This is a genomic window from Bradyrhizobium sp. USDA 241 (assembly GCF_049739505.1).
Taxonomy (GTDB): Bacteria; Pseudomonadota; Alphaproteobacteria; order Rhizobiales; family Xanthobacteraceae; genus Bradyrhizobium; species Bradyrhizobium liaoningense.
In genome coordinates this window covers 3,019,875-3,042,464 of record NZ_JBMGPZ010000005.1, presented here as the reverse complement: position 1 = coordinate 3,042,464, position 22,590 = coordinate 3,019,875, and the positions used below count along the sequence as shown (strand labels likewise).

24 protein-coding genes, 1 tRNA gene and 3 pseudogenes are annotated in these 22,590 nt (G+C 63.5%); 14 read left to right on the top strand and 14 right to left on the bottom strand.

Going from position 1 to position 22,590, the window contains the following annotated elements:
* Positions 1-3: 3 nt before the first annotated feature.
* Together ABIF91_RS36700 and ABIF91_RS36695 are read right to left on the bottom strand one after the other, a co-directional pair.
* Positions 4-1,608 carry a carboxyl transferase domain-containing protein gene (locus ABIF91_RS36700; protein ID WP_028176446.1) on the bottom strand — a complete coding sequence of 535 codons (1,605 nt, stop codon included), beginning with the start codon at positions 1,606-1,608 and terminating at the stop codon, positions 4-6.
* 84 nt (positions 1,609-1,692) lie between these two features.
* Positions 1,693-2,820, bottom strand: coding sequence for an isovaleryl-CoA dehydrogenase (locus ABIF91_RS36695; RefSeq protein ID WP_155251747.1), 1,128 nt, complete (start codon positions 2,818-2,820; stop codon positions 1,693-1,695).
* Positions 2,821-2,977: 157 nt separating this feature from the next.
* On the opposite strand from ABIF91_RS36695, the gene ABIF91_RS36690 reads away from it, so the two are divergent.
* Positions 2,978-4,006 (top strand): AraC family transcriptional regulator, encoded by a 1,029-nt coding sequence (locus tag ABIF91_RS36690; RefSeq protein WP_028176448.1) that lies wholly within the window; start codon positions 2,978-2,980, stop codon positions 4,004-4,006.
* 93 nt (positions 4,007-4,099) lie between these two features.
* On the opposite strand, the gene ABIF91_RS36685 is transcribed toward ABIF91_RS36690, so the two are convergent.
* The 3 genes and pseudogenes from ABIF91_RS36685 to ABIF91_RS36675 all read right to left on the bottom strand — a co-directional run bounded on the left by ABIF91_RS36685 (position 4,100) and on the right by ABIF91_RS36675 (position 5,723).
* Positions 4,100-4,396, bottom strand: coding sequence for a DUF3551 domain-containing protein (locus tag ABIF91_RS36685; RefSeq protein ID WP_028176449.1), 297 nt, complete (start codon positions 4,394-4,396; stop codon positions 4,100-4,102).
* A 221-nt stretch (positions 4,397-4,617) separates the two neighbouring features.
* Positions 4,618-5,113, bottom strand: a pseudogene (locus tag ABIF91_RS36680) (Lrp/AsnC family transcriptional regulator).
* Positions 5,114-5,417: 304 nt separating this feature from the next.
* Entirely contained in the window at positions 5,418-5,723 is a 306-nt protein-coding gene (locus ABIF91_RS36675) for an ETC complex I subunit (RefSeq protein WP_008567648.1), read from the bottom strand.
* Positions 5,724-5,971: 248 nt separating this feature from the next.
* On the opposite strand from ABIF91_RS36675, the gene ABIF91_RS36670 reads away from it, so the two are divergent.
* The gene (locus ABIF91_RS36670; protein WP_028176450.1) at positions 5,972-7,147 is read left to right on the top strand and encodes an OpgC domain-containing protein; all 1,176 of its coding nucleotides are present in this window, start codon (positions 5,972-5,974) and stop codon (positions 7,145-7,147) included.
* 158 nt (positions 7,148-7,305) lie between these two features.
* Positions 7,306-7,731, top strand: a complete 426-nt coding sequence (locus tag ABIF91_RS36665) for a hypothetical protein (protein WP_028176451.1) — start codon at positions 7,306-7,308, stop codon at positions 7,729-7,731.
* Positions 7,732-7,790: 59 nt separating this feature from the next.
* On the opposite strand, the gene ABIF91_RS36660 is transcribed toward ABIF91_RS36665, so the two are convergent.
* The gene (locus ABIF91_RS36660; RefSeq protein ID WP_028176452.1) at positions 7,791-7,985 is read right to left on the bottom strand and encodes a hypothetical protein; all 195 of its coding nucleotides are present in this window, start codon (positions 7,983-7,985) and stop codon (positions 7,791-7,793) included.
* Between the two features lie 771 nt (positions 7,986-8,756).
* The gene (locus tag ABIF91_RS36655; RefSeq protein ID WP_244430068.1) at positions 8,757-8,954 is read right to left on the bottom strand and encodes a hypothetical protein; all 198 of its coding nucleotides are present in this window, start codon (positions 8,952-8,954) and stop codon (positions 8,757-8,759) included.
* Between ABIF91_RS36655 and ABIF91_RS36650 the strand changes: the two genes are divergently transcribed.
* The gene (locus ABIF91_RS36650) at positions 8,947-9,372 is read left to right on the top strand and encodes a hypothetical protein (protein ID WP_424579685.1); all 426 of its coding nucleotides are present in this window, start codon (positions 8,947-8,949) and stop codon (positions 9,370-9,372) included. The genes ABIF91_RS36655 and ABIF91_RS36650 overlap by 8 nt on opposite strands.
* Positions 9,373-9,460: 88 nt before the next feature.
* On the top strand, positions 9,461-9,667 hold the full coding sequence (locus ABIF91_RS36645) for an RNA-binding protein (RefSeq protein WP_424579684.1): 207 nt from the start codon (positions 9,461-9,463) through the stop codon (positions 9,665-9,667).
* 69 nt (positions 9,668-9,736) lie between these two features.
* On the opposite strand, the gene ABIF91_RS36640 is transcribed toward ABIF91_RS36645, so the two are convergent.
* From ABIF91_RS36640 to ABIF91_RS36625, 4 genes are all read right to left on the bottom strand, one after another.
* Positions 9,737-9,813 (bottom strand) — tRNA-Pro (locus ABIF91_RS36640).
* A 102-nt stretch (positions 9,814-9,915) separates the two neighbouring features.
* Entirely contained in the window at positions 9,916-10,401 is a 486-nt protein-coding gene (locus ABIF91_RS36635) for a DUF192 domain-containing protein (protein ID WP_028176455.1), read from the bottom strand.
* A gap of 116 nt (positions 10,402-10,517) precedes the next feature.
* Positions 10,518-11,180 carry a cold-shock protein gene (locus ABIF91_RS36630; protein WP_424579683.1) on the bottom strand — a complete coding sequence of 221 codons (663 nt, stop codon included), beginning with the start codon at positions 11,178-11,180 and terminating at the stop codon, positions 10,518-10,520.
* A gap of 200 nt (positions 11,181-11,380) precedes the next feature.
* On the bottom strand, positions 11,381-12,139 hold the full coding sequence (locus ABIF91_RS36625; RefSeq protein ID WP_424579682.1) for an SIR2 family NAD-dependent protein deacylase: 759 nt from the start codon (positions 12,137-12,139) through the stop codon (positions 11,381-11,383).
* A gap of 255 nt (positions 12,140-12,394) precedes the next feature.
* Here ABIF91_RS36625 and ABIF91_RS36620 point away from each other — a divergent pair, with 255 nt between their 5' ends.
* Positions 12,395-12,547 carry a hypothetical protein gene (locus ABIF91_RS36620; RefSeq protein ID WP_196233499.1) on the top strand — a complete coding sequence of 51 codons (153 nt, stop codon included), beginning with the start codon at positions 12,395-12,397 and terminating at the stop codon, positions 12,545-12,547.
* Positions 12,548-12,626: 79 nt separating this feature from the next.
* Here ABIF91_RS36620 and ABIF91_RS36615 read toward each other — a convergent pair whose 3' ends face one another.
* A complete protein-coding gene (locus ABIF91_RS36615) occupies positions 12,627-12,911 on the bottom strand; it encodes a hypothetical protein (RefSeq protein ID WP_424579681.1) in 285 nt (94 codons plus the stop codon).
* A gap of 156 nt (positions 12,912-13,067) precedes the next feature.
* Here ABIF91_RS36615 and ABIF91_RS36610 point away from each other — a divergent pair, with 156 nt between their 5' ends.
* Together ABIF91_RS36610 and ABIF91_RS36605 are read left to right on the top strand one after the other, a co-directional pair.
* Positions 13,068-13,424 carry a hypothetical protein gene (locus ABIF91_RS36610; protein WP_244430070.1) on the top strand — a complete coding sequence of 119 codons (357 nt, stop codon included), beginning with the start codon at positions 13,068-13,070 and terminating at the stop codon, positions 13,422-13,424.
* An 82-nt stretch (positions 13,425-13,506) separates the two neighbouring features.
* Positions 13,507-13,635, top strand: coding sequence for a hypothetical protein (locus ABIF91_RS36605; protein WP_035682211.1), 129 nt, complete (start codon positions 13,507-13,509; stop codon positions 13,633-13,635).
* A 194-nt stretch (positions 13,636-13,829) separates the two neighbouring features.
* On the opposite strand, the gene tnpC (ABIF91_RS36600) is transcribed toward ABIF91_RS36605, so the two are convergent.
* Positions 13,830-14,444 (bottom strand): IS66 family transposase, encoded by a 615-nt coding sequence (tnpC, locus tag ABIF91_RS36600; protein WP_224518180.1) that lies wholly within the window; start codon positions 14,442-14,444, stop codon positions 13,830-13,832.
* Between the two features lie 617 nt (positions 14,445-15,061).
* On the opposite strand from tnpC (ABIF91_RS36600), the gene ltrA reads away from it, so the two are divergent.
* Positions 15,062-16,303 carry a group II intron reverse transcriptase/maturase gene (gene ltrA / locus ABIF91_RS36595; protein ID WP_080587079.1) on the top strand — a complete coding sequence of 414 codons (1,242 nt, stop codon included), beginning with the start codon at positions 15,062-15,064 and terminating at the stop codon, positions 16,301-16,303.
* 88 nt (positions 16,304-16,391) lie between these two features.
* Here the strand turns inward: ltrA and tnpC (ABIF91_RS36590) are convergent.
* Positions 16,392-17,417 (bottom strand): annotated as a pseudogene (tnpC, locus tag ABIF91_RS36590) (IS66 family transposase); the annotation flags it as partial.
* A gap of 558 nt (positions 17,418-17,975) precedes the next feature.
* On the opposite strand from tnpC (ABIF91_RS36590), the gene ABIF91_RS36585 reads away from it, so the two are divergent.
* The 5 genes and pseudogenes from ABIF91_RS36585 to ABIF91_RS36565 all read left to right on the top strand — a co-directional run bounded on the left by ABIF91_RS36585 (position 17,976) and on the right by ABIF91_RS36565 (position 22,573).
* Positions 17,976-18,389 (top strand): recombinase family protein, encoded by a 414-nt coding sequence (locus ABIF91_RS36585; RefSeq protein ID WP_424578660.1) that lies wholly within the window; start codon positions 17,976-17,978, stop codon positions 18,387-18,389.
* Positions 18,374-19,093, top strand: a complete 720-nt coding sequence (locus ABIF91_RS36580; RefSeq protein ID WP_424579680.1) for a recombinase family protein — start codon at positions 18,374-18,376, stop codon at positions 19,091-19,093. The genes ABIF91_RS36585 and ABIF91_RS36580 overlap by 16 nt, the downstream gene beginning before the upstream one ends.
* Positions 19,094-19,188: 95 nt before the next feature.
* Positions 19,189-19,803, top strand: a pseudogene (locus tag ABIF91_RS36575) (transposase); the annotation flags it as partial.
* A 96-nt stretch (positions 19,804-19,899) separates the two neighbouring features.
* A complete protein-coding gene (locus ABIF91_RS36570) occupies positions 19,900-21,168 on the top strand; it encodes an IS256 family transposase (protein ID WP_038952271.1) in 1,269 nt (422 codons plus the stop codon).
* 178 nt (positions 21,169-21,346) lie between these two features.
* On the top strand, positions 21,347-22,573 hold the full coding sequence (locus tag ABIF91_RS36565; RefSeq protein ID WP_424578759.1) for an IS256 family transposase: 1,227 nt from the start codon (positions 21,347-21,349) through the stop codon (positions 22,571-22,573).
* Positions 22,574-22,590 lie beyond the last annotated feature (17 nt).

Below are 22,590 nucleotides of genomic sequence, written 5' to 3'. Positions count from 1 at the left end.
GCATCACATCCTGAACAGGCCGAATTTCGTCGGTTCGATCGGCGCATTCGATGCGGCCGAGAGGCCAAGGCCGAGCACGAGGCGGGTGTCGGCCGGATCGATCACGCCGTCGTCCCAGAGGCGCGCGGTCGCATAATACGGGTGCCCCTGGCTCTCATACTGCGCACGGATCGGCTCGCGGAATTTGTCTTCCTCTTCCTTCGACCAGCTGTCACCCTTGGCTTCGATGTTGTCGCGGCGGACCTGGCTCAGCACCATCGAGGCCTGCTCGCCGCCCATCACCGAGATGCGCGCGTTCGGCCACATCCAGAGGAAGCGCGGCGAGTAGGCGCGGCCGCACATGCCGTAATTGCCGGCGCCGTAGGAGCCGCCGATCACGACGGTGAACTTCGGCACCGAGGCGGTCGCGACCGCCGTCACCAGCTTGGCGCCGTCGCGTGCGATGCCGCCGGCCTCGTATTTCTTGCCGACCATGAAGCCGGTGATGTTCTGCAGGAACACCAGGGGAATGCCGCGCTGGCAGCACAGCTCGATGAAATGCGCGCCCTTCAGCGAGCTCTCGCTGAACAGGATGCCGTTGTTGGCGATGATGCCGACCGGATAGCCCCAGATATGGGCGAAGCCGCACACCAGCGTCGTGCCGTAGAGTTTCTTGAACTCGTCGAACTCGGAGCCATCCACCACGCGCGCGATGATGTCGCGCACGTCGAACGGCTTGCGGCCGTCGACTGGCACCACGCCGTAGATCTCCTCCGCCGCAAACAGCGGCTCGCGTGGCGGATGCATGTTCAGGTTCGGCCGTGCCGACGGCTTCAGCGTGCCGACGATGCGCCGCGCGATGCCGATCGCGTGGGCATCGTTCTGGGCATAGTGATCGGTCACCCCGGACTGGCGCGAATGCACGTCGGCACCGCCGAGCTCCTCCGCGCTCACCACCTCGCCGGTCGCGGCCTTCACCAGCGGCGGGCCGCCGAGGAAGATGGTGCCCTGGTTGCGCACGATGATGCTCTCGTCGGACATCGCCGGCACATAGGCGCCGCCGGCGGTGCAGGAGCCCATCACGATCGCAATCTGCGGGATTCCTTGTGAGGACATCTGCGCCTGGTTGTAGAAGATGCGGCCGAAGTGCCGCTCGTCCGGGAAGATCTCGTCCTGCAACGGCAAGAAGGCGCCGCCGGAATCGACCATGTAGACGCAGGGAAGATTGTTCTGCCGCGCGATGTCCTGCGCACGCAGATGCTTCTTCACCGTCATTGGGTAATAGGTGCCGCCCTTGATGGTGGCGTCGTTGGCGACGATCACGCATTCCCGACCCGAGATGCGCCCCACCCCGGTGACGACGCTCGCCGAATGCACGTCACCGCCATAGAGGCCGTAGGCCGCGAGCGGCGACAGCTCCAGGAACGAGGTGCCGGGATCGACCAGCAGATCGACGCGCTGGCGCGCCAGCATCTTGCCGCGCGCTGTGTGGCGGTTGCGCGAGACCTCGCCGCCGCCGCCGGCGACCTGGCTGAGTTTTTCGCGCAAGTCAGCGACAAGCGCACGCATGGCCTCGGAGTTGCGCGCAAAGTCGGATGAAGACGGATCGATGCTGGAATGAAGCGGCATGAAAGTCCCGCGTATCTGGTGATCTGACGAGAGGCCGCGAGCAGGTTGGACCAGTCTCGCGGCAATTCCAATTGCGTGCAGGATCTAGGCCGTCTCGGCCATGAGCTCGCGACCGATCAGCATGCGGCGAACCTCCGAGGTGCCGGCGCCGATCTCGTACAGCTTGGCGTCGCGCCAGAGGCGCCCGACCGGGAATTCGCTGGTATAGCCGACGCCGCCGAGCGCCTGGATCGCCTCGCCCGCCATCCATGTCGCCTTCTCCGCGGAATAGAGAATCGCAGCCGCGGCATCCTTGCGCAAGCTGCGCGCGTGGTCGGCGCGATCGCAGGCGCGGCCCACGGCGTAGACATAGGCACGCGTGGCCTGCCAGGTCGAATACATGTCGGCGAGCTTGCCCTGCATCAGCTGGAAATCGCCGATCGGCTGGCCGAACTGCTTGCGCTCGTGCATGTAGGGCACCACCGCGTCCATGCAGGCCGCCATGATCCCGAGCGGGCCGCCGGAGAGGACCGCGCGCTCATAGTCCAGGCCCGACATCAGCACCTTGACGCCCTCGCCCACCTTGCCGAGCACGTTCTCCTCGGGGACCTCGCATTCGTCGAAGAACAGCGGATAGGTGTTGGAGCCGCGCATGCCGAGCTTGTCGAGATGCTGGCCGTGGGTGAAGCCCTTGAAATCCTTCTCGATCAGGAAGGCCGTCATGCCGCGCGGACCGGCGTCCGGATCGGTCTTGGCGTAGACGACCAGCACGTCGGCATCGCCGCCATTGGTGATCCACATCTTGGAGCCGTTGAGCACGTAGCGGTCGCCGCGCTTGTCGGCGCGCAGCTTCATCGAGACGACGTCGGAGCCGGCGCCGGGCTCGGACATCGCGAGCGCGCCCACATACTCACCCGAGATCAGCTTGGGCAGATAGCGCTGGCGCTGCGCATCGTTGCCGTTGCGGCGGATCTGGTTGACGCACAGGTTGGAATGGGCGCCGTAGGACAGGCCCACGGCGGCCGAGCCGCGCGAAATCTCCTCCATCGCGACGATGTGGGCTAGATAGCCCATGTTCGAGCCGCCATATTGCTCCGGGGCGGTCATGCCGAGCAGGCCGAGGTCGCCAAAGCGCTTCCACAGGTCTGCAGGGAACAGGTTGGCCTTCTCGATGTCGGCCGCGCGCGGGGTGATCTCCGCCTCCACGAAGGCGCGGAGCGTGTCGCGCAGCATGCCGATGTCTTCGCCCAGATCGAAATCGATGCTCGGGATGTTCAAGGCGATTCCTCCGTATTTTGGGGTCCGAACCTAGCGGGGTCCCGGGCCTCTTGCAGTCGAAAAGGTTGCATTTTCCGCCAAACTTGGCGAGGATTTTCAGGAGGGATTTCCGATGCCTTTTCAAGCCGCCACCGCGATCCCGCGCCGCGCCGTCACCCCCGCCGCCTTCGTCCGCGGCGTGATCGCCGCCTATGAGCGATACGGCCGCGATCCCGCGGAGGCATTGAACCGGGGCCAGGTCGCGCCGGACCTTGTCAATTCTCCGGATGGACGGGTCACCGCCGCCCAATTCGAGGCGCTGGCGGGCCATGCCATGCGCGAGCTCGACGACGAAGCGCTCGGCTGGTTCTCGCGGCGACTGCCTTGGGGCACCTATGGCATGCTGTGCCGCGCCTCGATCACCGCGCCGACGCTGGAGGTCGCACTCAAGCGCTGGTGCCGGCATCACCGCCTGGTCACCGAGGATGTGCTGCTCGATCTCGAGCTCGGCGACGAGACCGCGGTCGTGTCGATCCGTGAGCGACGCGACCTCGGGCCCTGCCGCGAGTTCTGCCTGGTCACGCTGTTCCGCTACGTGCTCGGCTTCTCGTGCTGGGCCGTCGATTCCCAGATCGCGCTCCGCGCGGCTGAATTCCCCTACCCGCAGCCCGGCCACGTCTCGGTCTATCCGACCATCTTCTGCCGGGCCGTCCGCTTCGATGCGGACCGCGCCGGCATCGTCTTCGACAAGCACTATCTGTCGCTGCCGCTCACGCGCAGCGCGGCCGATCTCGACAACATGCTCAAGGGCGCGTTGCGGCTGACCGTGCTGCCCTACCGGCGCGACCGGCTGCTGGTCGAGCGCGTGCGCCGCGTGCTCCGTAATGCGCGCGGGCGCATTCTCGGCGCCGAGGACGTCGCGCGCGAACTGGCGCTGTCCACTCGCACCATGCACCGGCGCCTGCGCGAGGAGGCAACCTCGCTGCGCGATCTCAAGGAAGAGGCAAAGTTCGAGCTTGCCAAGCAGGAGCTGATGCGCGGCCGCACGCCGATCAAGCGCATCGCGGAGATCGCCGGCTTCCACAACGAAAAGAGCTTTTCGCGCGCCTTCCGCAGCTGGACCGGGACCTCCCCGCGCGAGTTTCGCGGCCGGTACCGGTGAGCGAGCGCGTGCGCTGCGTGGCCGTCATGAATTGCGGCCCCCGAGTTGGATCTCGGAGGCCGTAACATCTCTGAACCGGTCTGATTGGCAGCGTCAGTTCGAGTTGGTCTGGCCGCCCGGCCGGAGCTTGCGCGAGTGGGTCTGCTTCGGCTGCTGGGCGAACGCGTCGTTCGAGGCCTTCGCTCCGCCGCTCTGCGAGCAGGTGCCGCCGATGCCGCCGGCCGCGGCGCGGCACGCTTCCATCGTCGGGTAGCCGCAGCCGTGAGCGGCCTGCGCGCCGTTGGTGATGCAGAAGTCATCGGCCTTGGCAGCCGGTGCGGTCATCATGAGAAACGCGGATGCAAACAGCGTCGCAGCGGATGCGACGAACGTCTTCGAATTCGATGTCATGGTGTCTTTTCCTGCTTCAGAGTCTCACAAAGAGAGGCCTCGGCATGCCAACACGCTGAGGGTTCGCACCTCGCATCTAAGCGGCGCAGGGGAACCGGCAATCACGGCTCAGCGCATTGCAGGGCTTCCCAAATCACATGTCACAGTTAGGTGAGTGACTCATGTATTTCGGTTCGGATTGCATGAAATCCTGGTTTGGCCGCACGGGAGCATTTCCGGTCCTATCCTGCCGGCGCCGCCGCGGCGACCTCCTGCAACGGCAGCGGCACATCCTTGGCGACGCCGAGCACCGGGAAGCTGCGGACGTTCTTCACATCAGGCATCGCCGCGAAATGCAGGAAGCTGCTGGCGCATGCTCTCGACGCTCGGCGCCACGCATTTCAGCAGATAGTCGGTGTCGCCCGAAATCCGCCAGCACTGCTGGATGCGCGGGATCGCTGATATCGAGCTCTCGAACGCCTCCAGCACCGGCTGGGCCTGGCTGCCGAGCTGGATCGAGACGAACGACACCACCTCAAAGCCGAGCCGCCGCTCGTCGATGACGGCGCGCACCGCCCGGATCACGCCGCGGCTGAACAGCGATTTCAACCGCCGCAGGCAGTTCGGCGCGGACACCCCGACGCGCAGCGCCAGCTCGTTGTTGCGCACCCGCCCGTCCTGCTGCAGCTCGGACAATATCTTCAGATCGACGCCGTCGAGCTGGTCACGCCCCGCCATACCCCGCCTCGCCATGAGCTCGTCACGCGAGGCAGCGAAGCACGTGGCGGAATTGATGCCAACCACCTTAAGCGTCCCCGAGGCTAAAAGCGTGGCGGGAAGCTTGCCTGCGGCCCATCCTTCGAGACGCCCGCCCCGGCGGGCCCTCAGGATGAGGTCACGCTTCGCGGCAAGATATCAGACCCTCATGGTGAGGAGCCCGCCAAAGCGGGCGTCTCGAACCATGCAGGCCGAGCTCATGCGGCCAAAACGTGGATGCCGGGACAAGCCCGGGCAATGACGTGCCGATAGAGCTTGCCGAGCCTCAATGCGTCCAGGGCTCGCCGCGGCGGAACGAGAAATTGTCCGCATAGGCGACCGGCCGGCGAATCGATTCCTGGGGCTCGATGACCTGGTAGGCGATGCCCTTGCGCTCGCAATAGGCGACCGCCTCTTCCTTGCTGTGGAAACGCAGCGTGATCTGCTGCTTCATGTCGCCGGACGACGTCCAGCCCATCAGCGGCTCGACCGAGCGCGGCTGCTCCGGCTCGTAATCGAGCTGCCATTCCTTCGTCTTGGACCGGCCGGATTGCATCGCGTTCTTGGCAGGCTTGAAAATGCGTGCGGTCATGGCTGGTCCGGGCCTCTTCGTCTTTTCGTTCGATTTCGATGCGTCACGGTGGCAGTTGGTGGAAACCTCAGGGATAGTATAGAGAAACCGATCGGGACTTGATCGGTGATTCCGGCCCCCCGGCCCCTCGCCAACGGTATAGTCATTATGCTGCACCGTGACAATTCCGTACCTGCCCTCGGCGCCGGGATCCCGCCCGGCGGCACTGCCTCATCAGCCTATCCGATCTCTTCGAGAGCTCCCGTCGCATGGCCTTCCTGAACATCAGTGCAACGCTTCCCGACAAGGGCCGCGATCTCCGGCTCGACCTGTTTCGCGGCGTCGCGAACTGGGCGATCTTTCTCGACCATATCCCCGACAACGTCGTGAACTGGATCACGACCCGCAACTACGGCTTTTCCGACGCGGCCGACCTGTTCGTCTTCATCTCCGGCTATACCGCTTCCTTCGTCTATGCGCGGATGATGCTGGAGCGCGGCTTCATCGTCGGCGCCACGCGGCTGACCAAGCGGGTCTGGCAGCTGTATGTCGCCCACATCATCCTGTTCGTGATCTACATCGCCTCGATCAGCTATCTGGCGTTGCGCTTCGGCGATTCCGAGATGATCAACGAGTTCAACGTTGCCGGCCTCGTCGACAATGCCACCGAGACGTTGCGCCAAGGCCTGTTCCTGCGCTTCAAGCCGCTCAATCTCGACGTGCTGCCCCTGTACATCGTGCTGATGGGCCTGTTTCCGCCGGTGCTCTGGTTCATGCTGCGCAAACCCGACCTGACGATGGTCCTGTCGATCGTGCTGTGGCTGGCCGCGCGCCACTATGGCCTCAACCTGACGGCCTATCCGGCCGGTCAGTGGTACTTCAACCCCTATTGCTGGCAGGTGCTGTTCGTGTTCGGCGCCTGGTGCGCGCTGGGCGGTGCACGCCGTTCGATGACGCTGATCAATTCGCCGATCACGCTGTGGGTCTGCCTCGGCTATCTCCTGTTCGCGCTGGTCATGACCATGGCCGGCCGCTTCCCCACCCTCGGCGGCATGTTCCCGGAATGGCTGTTCTCGGCCTTCAACCCGAATGACAAGACCAACCTTGCGCCGTATCGCTTCCTCCATTTCGTGGTGATCGTGATTTTGGTGATCCGCTTCGTGCCGAAGGAGTGGCCGGGGCTGGAGTGGAGGGTGTTCGATCCCTTGATCGTCTGCGGCCAGCAGTCGCTCGCCGTGTTCTGCGTCGGCGTGTTCCTGTCGTTCGTCGGCCATTTCGAGCTGTCGATGAGCTCGGGTTCGCTGCTCGCGCAGATCTTCGTCAGCATAGCCGGCATCGCGATCATGACGACGGTGGCCTATTACATCTCGTGGTCGAAGAAGCAGGACAAGCCGCTGAAGCCGCCACCGCCGAAGCCGGGGGCAGCCGCGACGAAGGCGGCCTGAACTGGCGCCTTCGGAGCGCGAGGCCTCCGTTGCCCCGCTTGTCGAGCCGGGATCGAATTGACTTGGGTCAACAGAGGCGGCGCCGTCCCGCATAATGTCGCGGCGACATGCGCCGCCGCGCCGACCGCGGCGGACTCCTCTCGCACAAGGCAGAACCCATGCCCTCTCATTTCCACGCCGTGATATGGATCGACCACTCGCAGGCCAGGATCTTCCATTTCGGCCTCGGCGGCTCCGACGAAATCACGCTGCATCCGCATCTGGCGACACGCCATCTTCATCACAAGGCGAATGAGATCGGCAGCGGCCATGCAGCTCCCGACAAGGCATTTTACACTGAGGTGACCAAAACCCTCGCCGATGCCGGCGAGATCCTCATCATCGGTCCGGCGAGCGCGAAGACGGAGCTTGCCAGCCACATTCGCGCGAGCGCAGCCGATTTGGCCAAGCGGATCGTCGCGGTGGAAGCGGCCGATCATCCCTCGGACGCCGAGATCGTCGCCTATGCGAAGCGTCACTTCAAAATACCGCTGCCGCGCGTGCAGACACCGGGCTCGGCAGCAGGCGAGCGGCACTCGGGTTAGGACTGGAAGGCCTCAACAGCCCGGGGCGCGATGATGTCTCGTCCCGGTCTCAGCGCGCTTCAGGCCGCCTCTTCGCCGTCGAACTCGGTGAATTTCTTGTAGATCCAGTCGTGGCCGTCGCGGCGGCGCCAGACCTTGCCGACCACGAACTGCCCATTGATGGAGCGGCGCGGCACGATCACTGTCCAGAGGTGCCAGATATCGGTCCAGCTGGACTGCGGACCAATGGTCTTGAGGTTGCGATCAAGAGACATGTGGCGGAACTCGCTGGCGCAGAACTCAACCGATGGGCACCGTGGCGAACCGTGATCTGTGGTCGCACGGATCGAAGGCCGCCCATCGCGAGCCGGGACAGACCTGATAGCAGCCGCCCGGACGGCCGCAACAAACGCTCGCCTTTAACCTAACCGATCAACCTTACTTCTTGGGATGGAGCGGCGAGATCGGTTGTAAGCCGGCGCCGGGTTTTCTAGACTGCACGTGATTTGAGAACGAACGCTGTTTCAGGCGCATGGTGATTTTCCAGCTGACGTCGAACTTTGAAGCGATCTGACGTTTGGAGATCATCGACGCGCCGGGATGACAATAATGAAACTGCAATGCGCATCTCTGCGCCTCGCGCTGCGAATGACGCCGCCTGCGGCGGTTGCGAAGACGCCGCCGCAAGAGCGGCCGAACGCCGCCAACGACAACGAGGCGATCTGGCCGTTGGTGCCGTTTCCACCCGGCTGGCACGCGTCGAGCTGACCGGCCCGGCCGGAAAAGCGCAACGCCGCGCAAGCGCAATATCATCGCTTGGCGGCGTCCGTTAGGCATTGGGCGCTGAAATCCCCAACACACTTATGTCTGTGGCAACAGCCAAAGGTTCGATGAATCTTTGGCAATTCTGCGCGGCGCGGCCCCTCACCAATGCCTTGAAAAATCGCGCAGAAGTCGTGTGGCGCAGGCTATGAACGCCAGGGGTTCGAAGGAGACATCTCGCAAACGGCTCACGACGCAATGCGCCACCTGCCCTGCCTCGGCGATCAAGCCGACTGGGACGTGGCGCTGGCGCTGGACGCGCTGCCGGACGCGTTCTGGGCATTGGTCCCGAGCGCGCCTTGTGCGTTGTAGGTCTGCCCGGACGGACTGCCCTGACTGGCTTGCGTGCTCACGGAGGTCTCGACCTCCGTGGTGCCGTCCGAATAGGTGGTGGTAGTGGTGGTGACGCCGTCGATGGTCATGGAGACCTCGCTGACGATGGTCTTGGCCGAGCCGCCGCCGCCCGATCCCAAGCTTCCACCCGCCGATTGCGAGGACGATTCCGACGAGGTCGATGAGGCGGCCGCCGTCGACGAGGCCGCCGAGGTTGAGGATGCCGCCGACGTTGAGGATGCCGCAGACGACGACGCCGTCGCGGTCGGTGCGGACGTCGTCACGGCCGCGGTGGTGGATGCAATCGCGCTGATCGACATGGAGACCTCGCTCGATGGAGACATCGGGCAAAGCGCCGGTTGCGCGCCCCCGATCCTCCCTTCAACGCACACAGCCCGCAAAGCAGGCGCGGCCCTTCGAAAATTCTGCCCAGCAGGCATCTTACGGGCTCGGAAGGAGCAACCAAACGCAGCACCGCGCGTTGCAGGTTTTTCCCACCGATCTTGAGGCGTCCGTGAATGTCGACGATCAGCGCGCGCCCGCCATGGACGGATAGTGGTCTCGTCTCACGTCCGTGTGAGCAGGAGCGCAGCCGGTGAATTTCTGCGAGCGGGCCGAGACCAATGATGAGCAGGCCGCATGGCAAGGGGGAGCAGTGAGCCAGATCGATACGACCGAGAAACTATCCGACGACCCCGAGACCGGAAGCTCGCTGTTGCCGCTCTGCGGACTTGGCGTGGCCGGGATTGCAATGCTGGGCTGGATCTGCGCGCCTCGCCTGGGGCGCCTGGCGGCTTGTTGACTGGCTGCTGTTCTGAGGGAGTTGCGGTCGCAGGTCTGCGATCCCATACCCTGCGAGCCTTCTCGGGACTGGTCGGGGCAGCTGGATTCGAACCAACGACCTGCAGTACCCAAAACTGCCGCGCTACCAGGCTGCGCTATACCCCGAATGTCCGGCGAGCCCCGTCGATACACGCTTCCCAAGGCGCCAGCAAGCTTCCAGAAGGCGCCAAAAGGGCCCAGCAAGGCCGGCAATCGCCTCGCCCGCCCCTATTTGCTGCCGAACAGGGGGTGGCCGACGCGGTCACCGGGGCGGATGCCGTACTTCTGCGCCGTTCCCGCCACCACCTCCAGTACGGCCCGGGCCGGGCCCCGGGACGAGATGATCTTGGTCGACAGCGGCTCGGTGTTCTCGGCGATGCGCAGGATGCGGCCGTCGGCGCGGATGAAGATCATGTCGAGCGACACATACGTGTTCTTCATCCACATCGACACTTCCTGCTCGGGATTGAAGTCGAACAGCATGCCTTTGCCGTCCGCCAATTCCTTGCGATACATCAGGCCGGTCTGCTTCTCCTCCTCGGTCGTCGCCATTTCCACCGAGAAAACCTGCACGCCGTTCTTGGTGACGATCTCGAGCGGCTGGAAGCTGGCGGCGCCGACGGGCGCGCTGGCGACGACACAGCCGATGATGACGAGGATGGCGGCAAGCCAGCCCTGCGCAGCGGACCGGACGGCCTTTCGATCAGAATTCATGGGGCTCTCGAGGCGTGGGGGACTGGGCAAGTCCTTACGCGGCGGCCATCGGAAAAGAAAGAGGCGCGCCGGCCAGCCGGCACGCCTCTGCTCACGATCGCGAGAATTGGTGGTGTTCAGTGCGACTGCAATCCCGGCGATCCGGTCTCGGGATGGATCTCGGCCGCCATCATGCCCTTGGAGCCGGGCCCGAAGCGGACCAGGACGTACTGGCCCGGCCTGAGTTCAGTCATGCCGAAGCGGCGCAGGGTCTCCATGTGCACGAAGATGTCGGGCGTGCCCTCGCCGCAGGTCAGGAAGCCGAAGCCGCGCCGCCGGTTGAACCATTTGACCTGGGCCCGTTCCAGCCCGCTGGTCGGGGTGACCATGACGTGGGTGCGCGGCGGCAGCATCTGCGCCGGATGGATCGCGGTCGACTCGTCCATCGAGACCACGCGGAAGGCCTGGTAGCCCTTGGTGCGCTGAATGCACTCGACGACGATGCGGGCGCCTTCATAAGCGGTCTGGAAGCCGTCGCGCCTGAGCACGGTCACGTGCAGGAGCACGTCGGGCCAGCCATTGTCGGGAACGATGAAGCCATAGCCTTTGGAGGCATCGAACCATTTGATGACGCCATGGACCTCGACGAGATTGGCGCTGGTCTCACCGAGCCCGCTGAAGGGGCTGAGCCCGCTGTCGCGGCCGGCACCGCCGTGCTCGCCCGGCGTCATCCGCCCGGGCGATACCCCCTGCCCGGGAACTCCGAGCTTCTTGGACTCAAATCCGTCCGACGACCCCATAACCCCGGACCCCACACTGCCATGCCATCCGCCACATTGGCGGCGCTCGAATCACGCGTCTTTTGAAAATGTTCTCAACTCGACGCGACGCGAATCTTCCGACTCAAAAGATAACACTCCCGGTTGAGAGGCATAGACAAAAAAGAGATTCGCCGGAACCTATGAACAGCTTGCATCGCCGCGAATCAAATTGATTCGTCTCAATTGCCGACGAAGGGACCGAGCGTCTCGCCGATGTCGTGATGGATGACGAGGTCGGCGATGTCGTCCTGCTCGGTCGGCTCGCGGTTGATGATGACCAGACGTGCACCGGCGCGCTTGGCCATGAGCGGAAAGCCCGCGGCCGGCCAGACCACGAGCGAGGAACCGATCGCCATGAAGAGGTCGCAGGATTGCGACAGCGCGGTCGCGCGCTGCATTTCGTCGTCCGGCATCTGGCCGAAGGAGATCGTGGCGGTCTTCACCGGCTCGTCGCATGCCGTGCAATTGGGCGCCGCGCCATCGTCGTCGAAACGGCGCCTCACCCAGTCGAGCGGATAGGCCTGCCCACATCCGATGCAGCGCGCATAAGTGGTATTCCCATGAAGTTCAACCACGTGTTCGCTGGCGAAGCCCGAGGCCTGGTGCAGATTGTCGATGTTCTGGGTGATGACGGCGGGAACCTTGCCGGCGCGGTAGAGCGAGGCCAGCGCGCGATGGCCGCGGCCGGGCTTTGCTGCGGCAAACACCTCCTCCATCGCGAACCGGCGGCGCCAGGATTCGTTGCGCGCCTCCGGGCTCGCGACGAATTCGTCGAACGGGATCGGACGGTTGCGCGTCCAAATTCCGCCCGGCGAGCGGAAGTCGGGAATGCCGCATTCGGTCGAGATGCCGGCGCCGGTGAACGGCACGATGGCCCTGGCCTCGGCGATCATGTCGCCGAGCCGCTCGACGCCGCTCTGAAGATCCGATGCGATCAATCGCGCCTCCCGACTCGTTTGGACTGACAGCAATATGCACAAGCGACAAGATCGCTGACGTACTTATCAAGCGCGAACGCAACGTGCTCGGCAACTTTTTCTTCCGGCCTTCGCTTATCACAATCCTGCAATGCCTCCTCCCCATTGACGCCCCATTCAGGAGCGCCAATGGATGTGTTGACGCGACTCAACGTGATTGCGGCGGCAGCGCTTGAGTTCAGATGTGCACATACTCAGGTGTGTAGGGGATTTCACATGACCGAAGACGAAGAACGCAAAGCGCGCGAGCGCGATGAGATCGCCGCCTTCCGTGCTACGCAAGAGAAGTTCCAGCGCGAGCGCGAAGAATACTTCGTGTCGACGCTGGAGAACGCCCGCAAGGTGGAACGGCCATCGCTCTGGCCCTAGCATCGTCGCGCAGGCAAGCGCGAGGACATGCGAATGAAAAAAGCCCGGAGCAACGCTCCGGGCTTTTCGCTATTGGCGGCTACCAATGGCGCCAGTGGTGATGGCGGTAGTACGGCCCGCCGCCGTAGGCGTACGGACCCGGCCCGTAATAATAGCTCGGGCCGCCATAATAGCCGTAACCAGGACCGTAATAGCCATACGGTCGGGAGGCTGCGACCGCGCCCGCGGTGATGGCGCCGGCGGCAAGGCCGAACGCGAGGCCCGGGCCGATGCCGCGACCGCGCGCCTCGGCCGGCGCAGGCGCCGCGACGGCGGTCACGCCAACGGCCGCGATCGTGGCCAGAACTGCCAATGTCTTCTTCATGCTCCTCTCCTTCGCGTCTTGCGGGATAACCGCGAGTGCCTGCGATGGTTGCGCAACCCGCGGAAAGCCAGCGCGGTCAAAAAGCGTTGATGCGAGGGGAACGAAATCGCCGGACGCGGATTGGTTTGCCAAGTGCGGGAGCCTTCGCCATCCGGGTTGAGGCAACAGCACGAAGACCCCGTCAGTATCTCCGCGATGCTGGCGGGGTTTTTCAGTTTAACGGGAGCCAGTGGCAGCAGACCGCAACTGCTGCCAGCGGGGCGGACGATCGAGGAGGAATTTTTGCCATTATCCGCTTTGCTGGCCCGTATCCGCAGGTTGGTTCCCAGATCTGACGATCAGCACTACGACGAGATCGTCCGCAGCTTCGGTGTCGGCACCCTGCGCCCGCCGCCGACGCCGATGAGCGATGGCGAACTGGCGCGGGCGATCGCCGAGTTCCTGAAGGAGCAGCCGTCGAGCGAATCCGTCGCAGCCCTCGGCCGCCGGCTCGACCCCTCCTCTCCGGTTTGAGTTCCTTTTGGGAGCAGGGAACCAGGATTGCGCGCGGACGTTGAGTCCTTCCTCACGCTGAGCGGAAGGAAAGAGGCCCGACATGCCCGCGTGGCTCGAAGTCTTGCTCAACCTGTCCGGCTATGCCGGCTTCGTGGCGCTCGCCTCGCGCGGCGGCGTCGCTTGCCCGCAGACGCCGGCCGACGATCGCATCTACGGCGACGAACGCTAAAGCATGGTCCGGAAAAGTGCGCAGCGGTTTTCCGAAAAGACCATGCCCAAACAACAACCTGAAGCGCGATGTCAATTGATCCGTAAGCGACGTTCGCGTCCCACTCGCAAAGGTTTGGCGTGGGGATTGCAGTCTGTTGATCAACGTGTTTGCAAATCGTTGGCGGGGGGTATGGAGGCGGCAACGACGGAGAATTACGAGGTGCGGCCGAACGACCAGGGCAGGAGCTCGTCGATCCGGGACTGCGGGTGACCGGTTGCGATCGCTTTGAGCGTCGCTTTCATCCAGACGTAGGGCTCCACGCTGTTGATTTTGCAGGTGGCGATGAGCGAAGCTATGCGCGCCCATGAACGACCACCTTCGTCGTGACCAGCAAATAAACTATTTTTACGCGTCAGAGTCAGCGGCCTGATTTGATTTTCGACGGGATTGGTGTCCATCTCAACGCAACCATCGTCGAGAAACAAGGTGAGGCCATCCCAATGGTTCAGGAGATAGGCGATCGCCTTGCCCATCTCGCTGCCCGGCGACAGGCGAGCGGCTTGCTCGCGCAGAAACCTCTCGAGTTCAGCGACGAGCGGCCGTGATCGCTCGTTACGGGTCGTTTGCCGAGCCGGGGCGTCGGCGCCACGGATCTCCTTCTCGATCGCATAGAGTGCGGCGATGCGCGCGAGAACGGCTTCGGCGATGGGTGAGCCGGCTTTCGGAGTCGCTGCGATGATCTTGCGCCTTGAGTGGGACCAACTTGCGTCAGGATAAGTCCTGGAAAGGAGGAAGAATGTAGTCTGAAACCTTTCAACGTGACCCAGAGGGTTCGACGCCCTCCCGGCAAAGGCGGAGCCCGCCAGCCGGAAGCGAGTCTTGCATGGGTGACGGCAACGTCACTCGTGAAGCGTAGACAGCGGGTACTGAAGCCCTGTGACCAGCCTCGAAATCACGGTCGTGCTGAAGCCTTCGCCGTGTTGGATCCGGGGGCAGCACTGGGAAAGCCGCTATGGCCAGGCTGACCGGTTCGGCCGGGGTCTCTGAGCAGGGCAAAGGTACGGGATGGGACACCAGGAAACCTGAGAGGTCCCGTTTGTGCCCACATGGGAAAGCCGGCACGGAGCACCGGCCACAGCAACGCTCCAGGCCTGATGACCGACTTGGCGAGCATCGGGAGCGCGCACGGAACACGAAAACACCAAGGCATGTGGAATCCCGAGGTGAAGACATAAGCCGACGGACGCGCGCGGCGGGGAGTCGTAGCGGCTTCGTAGTACCGAGGAAGGCGGGGAACTGGGCTCACCGGGACCCGCTCGAGGGAAGGGAGCCGTCACGCGTTAAGACCCATTGACGAGAAACACGGGAGGGAACGCTGAGTCCCACGAACCTGTCCACGAAACGACAATGGATAGCCGATCTGGCGAGGAAGAATCCCAAGCGGGTGCTGACCTCGCTGCATCACCTGATCGACTGTGAATGGATGCTCGAGGCCTATCGCCTGACGCGCAAGGATGGCGCGCCCGGCATCGACGGCATGATGGCGACGGACTATGAAGCGAATCTGGAGGCCAATCTCGGTGATCTCCTGGCGCGCATCAAATCCGGACGTTACATCGCGCCGCCGGTGCGACGGCACTACATCCCGAAGGCGGATGGGACCGAACGGCCACTCGGCATCCCGACATTGGAAGACAAGGTGGCACAGCGGGCGATTCTCCTGCTGCTGGAGCCGATCTACGAGACCGACTTCTTGTCGTGCTCGTACGGCTTCCGACCGGGACGATCGGCCCATGATGCCCTACATGCCCTGCGTAATGGGTTCATGGAGCAAGGGCTGCGCTGGGTGGTGGACGTCGACATCTCGAAATACTTCGACACCATCGACCACGCGCACCTGCGCCGATTCCTCGACCAGCGAGTCACGGACGGCATCGTCCGGAGGATGATTGATAAATGGCTGAAGGCAGGGGTGCTCGAAAAGGGCGTCCTACGCCGCACGACTGGCGGAACGCCCCAAGGCGGCGTGATCTCGCCACTGCTTGCAAACATCTACCTGCACTACGTGCTGGATGAATGGTTCGAGCAGGTGGCGCGACCGCGGCTCAAAGGTCGATGCCAACTGGTCCGATACGCTGATGACGCGGTGATTGCCTTCGAGGACCACCTGTCCGGCAAGCGATTGCTGAACGTGCTGGATAAGCGGCTCGGTCGGTATGGGCTTCAACTCCATCCGACCAAGACCCGCTTCGTAGACTTCCGGTTCAAGCGCCCGGGTGGGCGTCACCCCGCGACGGCGGGGACCACATTCAACTTCCTTGGCTTCACCCATGTGTGGGGTCAATCGAGGAAGGGTAAGAATGTCGTCCGACAGATAACGGCGAAAGACCGTTACGCCCGCGCGCTGGCTTCCGTGACGGAATGGTGTCGGCTTAACCTGCATCGCCCGTTCCGGGCGCAGCACGCGCACCTGTCGCGGGTGATCCGGGGGCACTGCGCCTACTACGGCATCTCCGGCAACGGCCGACGGATCAGATGGTATCACCACCAGATCACGCGGATATGGAAGAAATGGCTCGCGCGGCGTGGCCGCCACAGCAATCTGCCGTGGTCGCGCTTCCGGGCCATGCTCGCGCGACACCCGCTGCCGACAGCCAAGATCGTCCACCAATATGCCGTCCCGTGAGCGAAGCTTACGCGTGAAGAACCGGATGCGGGTAATCCGCTCGTCCGGGTCTGTGAGGGGCGGGGATGGCAACATCCCCGCCTACTCGGCATGCGGCCAGCCGCAGCGGCACGCCGCCTTTGCGCTTGGGCCGTGCGAGCCGATGATAGCCCTGGTATCCGTCGACCTGAAGGATGCCGTCGAAGCCCTCGAGGATGCGCTCAGCATGGTCACCACCGCGTCCTGGCGCGTAGTGGTAGACCACGATTGGTGGATCAGCGCCGCCGTGGCCGCGATCGTCGCGCAGGACAGCCCACAGATAGCCGGTCTTCGTTCGGCCCCGGCCCGGATCGAGCACAGGCGCCCTGGTCTCGTCTATGAACAAGCGGCCCGATTGCTTCATCACGACGCTCATGCGCTCGACCAGCGGCGCGAGGTGGAAGGCGACCGTTCCCATCCAGTCTGCCAGAACGGCGCGATCGATGAAGATGCCATGCCGAGCCAGAACCTGCGACTGACGATAGAGTGGCATGTGCTCGCTGAACTTGGCGACCGCCACCTGCGCCAGCAGCGCCTCGGTGGGGATGCCACCCTCCACGAGATGGGCGGGCGCCGGCGCCTGAGCAACACCGGTGCAGCCCTTTGCGCAGGCGTAGCGCGGTCGCACCGTCTCGATCACACGATACTGGGCGGCCATGACATCGAGACGGCGGGAGCGATCCTCGCCGATCTGGACCATCCGGCCGCAGCCGCAGGGACACTCGAGGTTCTCGGGTTCGATCACCTGCTCGATGCGCGGCAGGTGCGCGGGAAAGGCACGGGCAGCGCGCCTGGTCCGGCGGCTGGACGGCGCCGTGCCGGCGCGGCGCGCACGATCGTCCTGGCGTTCCTGGACTTCGGCGATGGCAATCTCGATGTCCTCGAGAACCAGTTGCATCTGATCGGGATTGAACTTCTCCGAGCGTTTACCGAAACGTGCGCGCTCGTACTCCTTCACGAGCAGTTCGAGGCGTTCGACGCTCTCTTTGGACGCAGCCAGTTCACTCTCGACATGAAGGCGCGCCGAGCATTCATCGTCTGCGCGACGACGCTCGGCTTCAATCATCGCTTCCTGCGCGCGGAAGAGCGCGCGCAAATCGGCGGGCAACGCTGCAAGACGGGCGGGATCAATGGGGGACGGCGGCACATCCGCAAGCTATCATCCCAAAGCCCCGCGCGAAACAGGTTGTCGGGTCTGAGTCAGTTCGCCGCAGCTGGCGTCGCGACAATCCGTTCGCCCACTCGCTTCCAGTTCAGCCCTTCAAACGAGGGGATTGAGGAATGTCCCTGATAGTGAGTCTGACGAATCATTTCCGGAGGTGGTCGAGGTTCGGGACCCCCACCATCCTTTGTGGGGGCGCTCATATCGAGTGATTAGGAAGATCGGTCAGCGAGGCCGAGGCATTCCCGCTTCGTATGAAGTTGAGTATCGCGCAGGAAGCAGTCTTCTGATTCAAGCAACCGCAATCGAATATTATGAGCAAGAGGCAAATCAGATTAAGCTGAGTATGGAGGCTCTACTCGAGCTTTTATCGACAGCGGATTGTCCCGACGCACATGAGCATGGATCCAGCCGATCTTTGGTCGACGCTGACGCCCGCGCTCCGACGCCAGATCGTCGAAGACGTCGCCGCAATTTTGGCGGAGATCCCTCATGAAGTCCGAGCTGGTCACACCAAGCCACTTGGCGCGCAAAGCCGTAGTCTACATCCGGCAGTCGACGCCCCATCAGGTCGTAAGCAATCAGGAGAGCCTGCGCCTTCAATACGCGCTTCGCCAGCGCGCCCGCGAACTCGGATGGCGTGAGGCGGCCATCGACGTGATTGATGCCGATCTCGGGTTGAGCGGCGCGTCTATAGCACAGCGTAACGGCTTCAAGGAACTCGTTGGCCGTGTTGGCCTGAGTGAAGTGGGACTCATCCTGTCGATCGACGTGACCCGCTTGGCGCGTAATTGTACCGACTGGTATCCGCTCCTGGATATCTGTGGTCTACGTGGCTGCCTGATCGCCGACGCGATGGTGTCTATGATCCGGGCACTCCCAACGGACGGTTGCTTCTCGGGCTGAAGGGTTCGATCTCCGAGCTTGAGCTACATACGATCCGCAGCCGGCTGACCGCCGGCCTGCTGGCCAAAGCCGAACGCGGCGAACTTGCGGTTATGCTGCCAATCGGGCTGATGCGGGACCCGAGCGGTGTGGTCGTTAAGGATCCCGACATGGCCGTGCAAGGGCGGCTCGGTCTCGTCTTCCAGTTATTCCTGCAGCTGCGCAGCGTTGCCAAGGTCATGCGAGCGTTGAACGAGCGTGACCTGGAACTGCCGCGTCGTGATCGATATGGCGATTTGTGCTGGACGCGCGCGACGCTGGCTGCCGTCGCGGCGATCTTGAAGAACCCCGCATACGCGGGCGCCTTTGTCTATGGACGAACCCGCTTCCGGCCGCCGAAGCGGGAGGGGGCCCTGCCACAAAAGGCTCCGCGGCCGATGGAGGAGTGGCGGATCGTCGTTAAAGATCGATATCCAGCCTATATCGACTGGCCAATTTATGAAAAAATCCGATCCGTCATCAGAGATAACCGAGCCGAATACATGCGCATCAAAACCCGCGGCGCGCCTCGCAATGGCGAGCTCCTGCTCCACGGCATTGCCTGGTGCGCACGATGTGGCCATAAGATGTACGTCCGCTACAAGGGCGGCGGCGAATATGTATGCAATCACCTGCGTACCCAGGAAGGTCAGCCAACCTGCCAACACATCCGCGCCGCCCATTGAGCTATGGCGGAATCTGGGTGATGACGGTGTGAGGAAGGCGGCGTATCGAGGCGGGTGACGAGCCTGCCAGAACCTCTCGAGGAGAGCGATACGCCATGACCGAGACTACCAATGTTCTTGCTTTCCGTCAGCCGTCCGCGGTTGATGATCCACTGACCGATATCGTTCGTGCCGGCGCGCGGGACCTGCTTGCCAGGGCGATCGAGATCGAGGTTGGCGCATTTCTGGCCAGCACGGCCAATCTGACGCTGCCCGACGGTCGAGCGCGCCTGGTCCGACATGGGCACGGTCCGGTGCGCGAGATTGCGACCGGCATCGGTCCGGTGGAGGTCGCTCGTCCCAAGGTCCGCGACCGCGGAGCGAGCGGGCCAGGCGACCGCCTCCGCTTCAGTTCGGCAATCCTGCCGCTATGGGCGCGGCGGACGAAGAGCCTGGATGCCTTGATCCCGGTCCTCTATTTGCGCGGCATCTCGACCGGCGACTTCCAGGAGGCGCTCTCGGCGCTGCTCGGCAAGGATGCGCCGAACCTGTCGCCTTCGGTGATCGCCGGCCTGAAGGCCGATTGGCAGGTCGAGTACGAACGCTGGCAGAGACGCGATCTGTCGGCGCGTCGCTATGTCTACATCTGGGCCGATGGCGTGTACCTGCAGGCCCGCATGGAAGATCACAGCGAATGCATGCTGGTGCTGATTGGCACCACGCCGGAAGGGAGCTATGGCGGAATCTGGGTGATGACGGTGTGAGGAAGGCGGCGTATCGAGGCGGGTGACGAGCCTGCCAGAACCTCTCGAGGAGAGCGATACGCCATGACCGAGACTACCAATGTTCTTGCTTTCCGTCAGCCGTCCGCGGTTGATGATCCACTGACCGATATCGTTCGTGCCGGCGCGCGGGACCTGCTTGCCAGGGCGATCGAGATCGAGGTTGGCGCGTTTCTGGCCAGCACGGCCAATCTGACGCTGCCCGACGGTCGAGCGCGCCTGGTCCGACATGGGCACGGTCCGGTGCGCGAGATTGCGACCGGCATCGGTCCGGTGGAGGTCGCTCGTCCCAAGGTCCGCGACCGCGGAGCGAGCGGGCCAGGCGACCGCCTCCGCTTCAGTTCGGCAATCCTGCCGCTATGGGCGCGGCGGACGAAGAGCCTGGATGCCTTGATCCCGGTCCTCTATTTGCGCGGCATCTCGACCGGCGACTTCCAGGAGGCGCTCTCGGCGCTGCTCGGCAAGGATGCGCCGAACCTGTCGCCTTCGGTGATCGCCGGCCTGAAGGCCGATTGGCAGGTCGAGTACGAACGCTGGCAGAGACGCGATCTGTCGGCGCGTCGCTATGTCTACATCTGGGCCGATGGCGTGTACCTGCAGGCCCGCATGGAAGATCACAGCGAATGCATGCTGGTGCTGATTGGCACCACGCCGGAAGGCAAGAAGGAGCTGATCGGCTTCCAGGTCGGCGTGCGCGAGAGCGCGCAGAGCTGGCGCGAACTCCTGATCGACCTGCGGCAACGCGGGTTACGGATTGCCCCGCAACTCGCCATCGGCGACGGCGCCCTCGGCTTCTGGAAGGCACTGGACGAGGCCTTTCCCGGCACGCGGCACCAACGATGCTGGTGCCATAAAGTGAGCAACGTACTCGACAAGGTCGCCAAATCCGTGCAGGGCCCCATGAAGAACGACCTGCGGAACATCTATCTGGCCCCACACCGGGCCGAAGCTGAAACCGCGATCGACGTCTTCGTCGAGAAATACCACGTCAAATACGGACGTGCGGTGGAGTGCCTGATCAAGGATCGCCATGCGCTGCTCGCCTTCTTCGACTTCCCTGCTGAGCACTGGATCCACCTACGCAGCTCGAACCCGATCGAGAGCGTCTTCGCCACGGTGCGCCACCGAACGGTGCGGACCAAGGGATCGCTGTCGCAACAAACTGCGAAGCTGATGGTGTTCAAGCTCATCGACGCCGCATCGAAGACCTGGCGGCGATTGAAGAGCACGAACCAGTTGCCGAAAGTCATCGCCGGTGTAAAGTTCATCGACGGAATCGAAGTCATTCCGAACACTGAAAGCCACGCCGCCTGATCAGGCCGCGTCACCCAAAATCAGCCATAGCTCGCCGGAAGGCAAGAAGGAGCTGATCGGCTTCCAGGTCGGCGTGCGCGAGAGCGCGCAGAGCTGGCGCGAACTCCTGATCGACCGAGGGTGTCAGTAACTCGGTGTAAGATGGTTTCTGTGAGTTTACCTTTGACAGGAGACTCACATGGCTACGGATTTTTCACCTGAGATTTTGGACCAGCTTCTTGCCGGGGGCAGCCTCAAGCCAGAAGACTTAGCCGGCGAAGACGGGCTTTTCAGACGACTGAAGAAGGCGCTTCTGGAGCGCGCACTGGGTGCGGAGCTGACCCACCACCTTGGCTATGAGAAGGGCGACCCGGCGGGCCGCGGGTCGGGCAACAGCCGCAACGGCACAAGCAGCAAAGCGCTGTTGACGGACGACGGCGAGATCGAGATCGAGGTGCCGCGCGACCGCGCCGGCACGTTCGAACCGGTGATCGTCGCGAAGGGCCAGACCCGCTTCGACGGCTTCGACGAGAAGATCATCAGTCTCTACGGGCGGGGCATGACGGTACGGGAGATCCAGGGCCATCTGGCCGAGCTCTACGGCACCGAGGTGTCCCCCGATCTGATCAGCAAGGTCACCGACGCGATTCTCGACGAGGTCCGCGAATGGCAGAGCCGGCCGCTGGAAGCGATCTATCCGGTGGTCTTCTTCGACGCGCTCAGGGTCAAGATTCGCGATGAGGGGATGGTCAAGAACAAGGCAGTCTACGTCGTGCTGGGCATCACTGCATCGGGCGAGAAAGACGTGCTCGGGCTTTGGATCGAGCAAACCGAAGGCGCCAAATTCTGGCTCAAGGTCATGAACGATCTGAGGAACCGCGGCGTCGCCGACATCCTGATCGCCGTCGTCGACGGTCTGAAGGGCTTTCCCGAGGCGATCAACAGCGTCTTTCCCAAGGCGATGGTCCAGACCTGCATCGTGCATTTGATCCGCAACAGCCTATCCTTCGTGTCCTGGAAGGATCGCAAGGCGATCCTTCCCTCGATCAAGGCGATCTATCATGCCGAGAATGCCGACGCCGCTCTGCTCAGGCTCGAGGACTTCGAAGCCGAGTGGGGCAAGCGCTATCCCGCGATCGGGGCGGCCTGGCGCCGGGCGTGGGAGCACGTCATTCCGTTCTTCGCCTTCGCGCCGGAGATACGCAAAATGATCTATACCACCAACACGGTCGAGGCGCTGAACCGTTCGCTGCGCAAGATCATCAAAACACGCGGCAGCTTCCCCAACGACGAGGCGGCGATGAAGCTGCTTTACCTCGCCATCAGAAATGCCGGCATCCATTGGCGACGACCGGTTGCATGGACGGCCGCAATGGGCCAGTTTGCCATCCAGTTCGGCGAGCGCTTTGCAGGCTCAGCGGACTGACCCCATGGGGTCAGTCC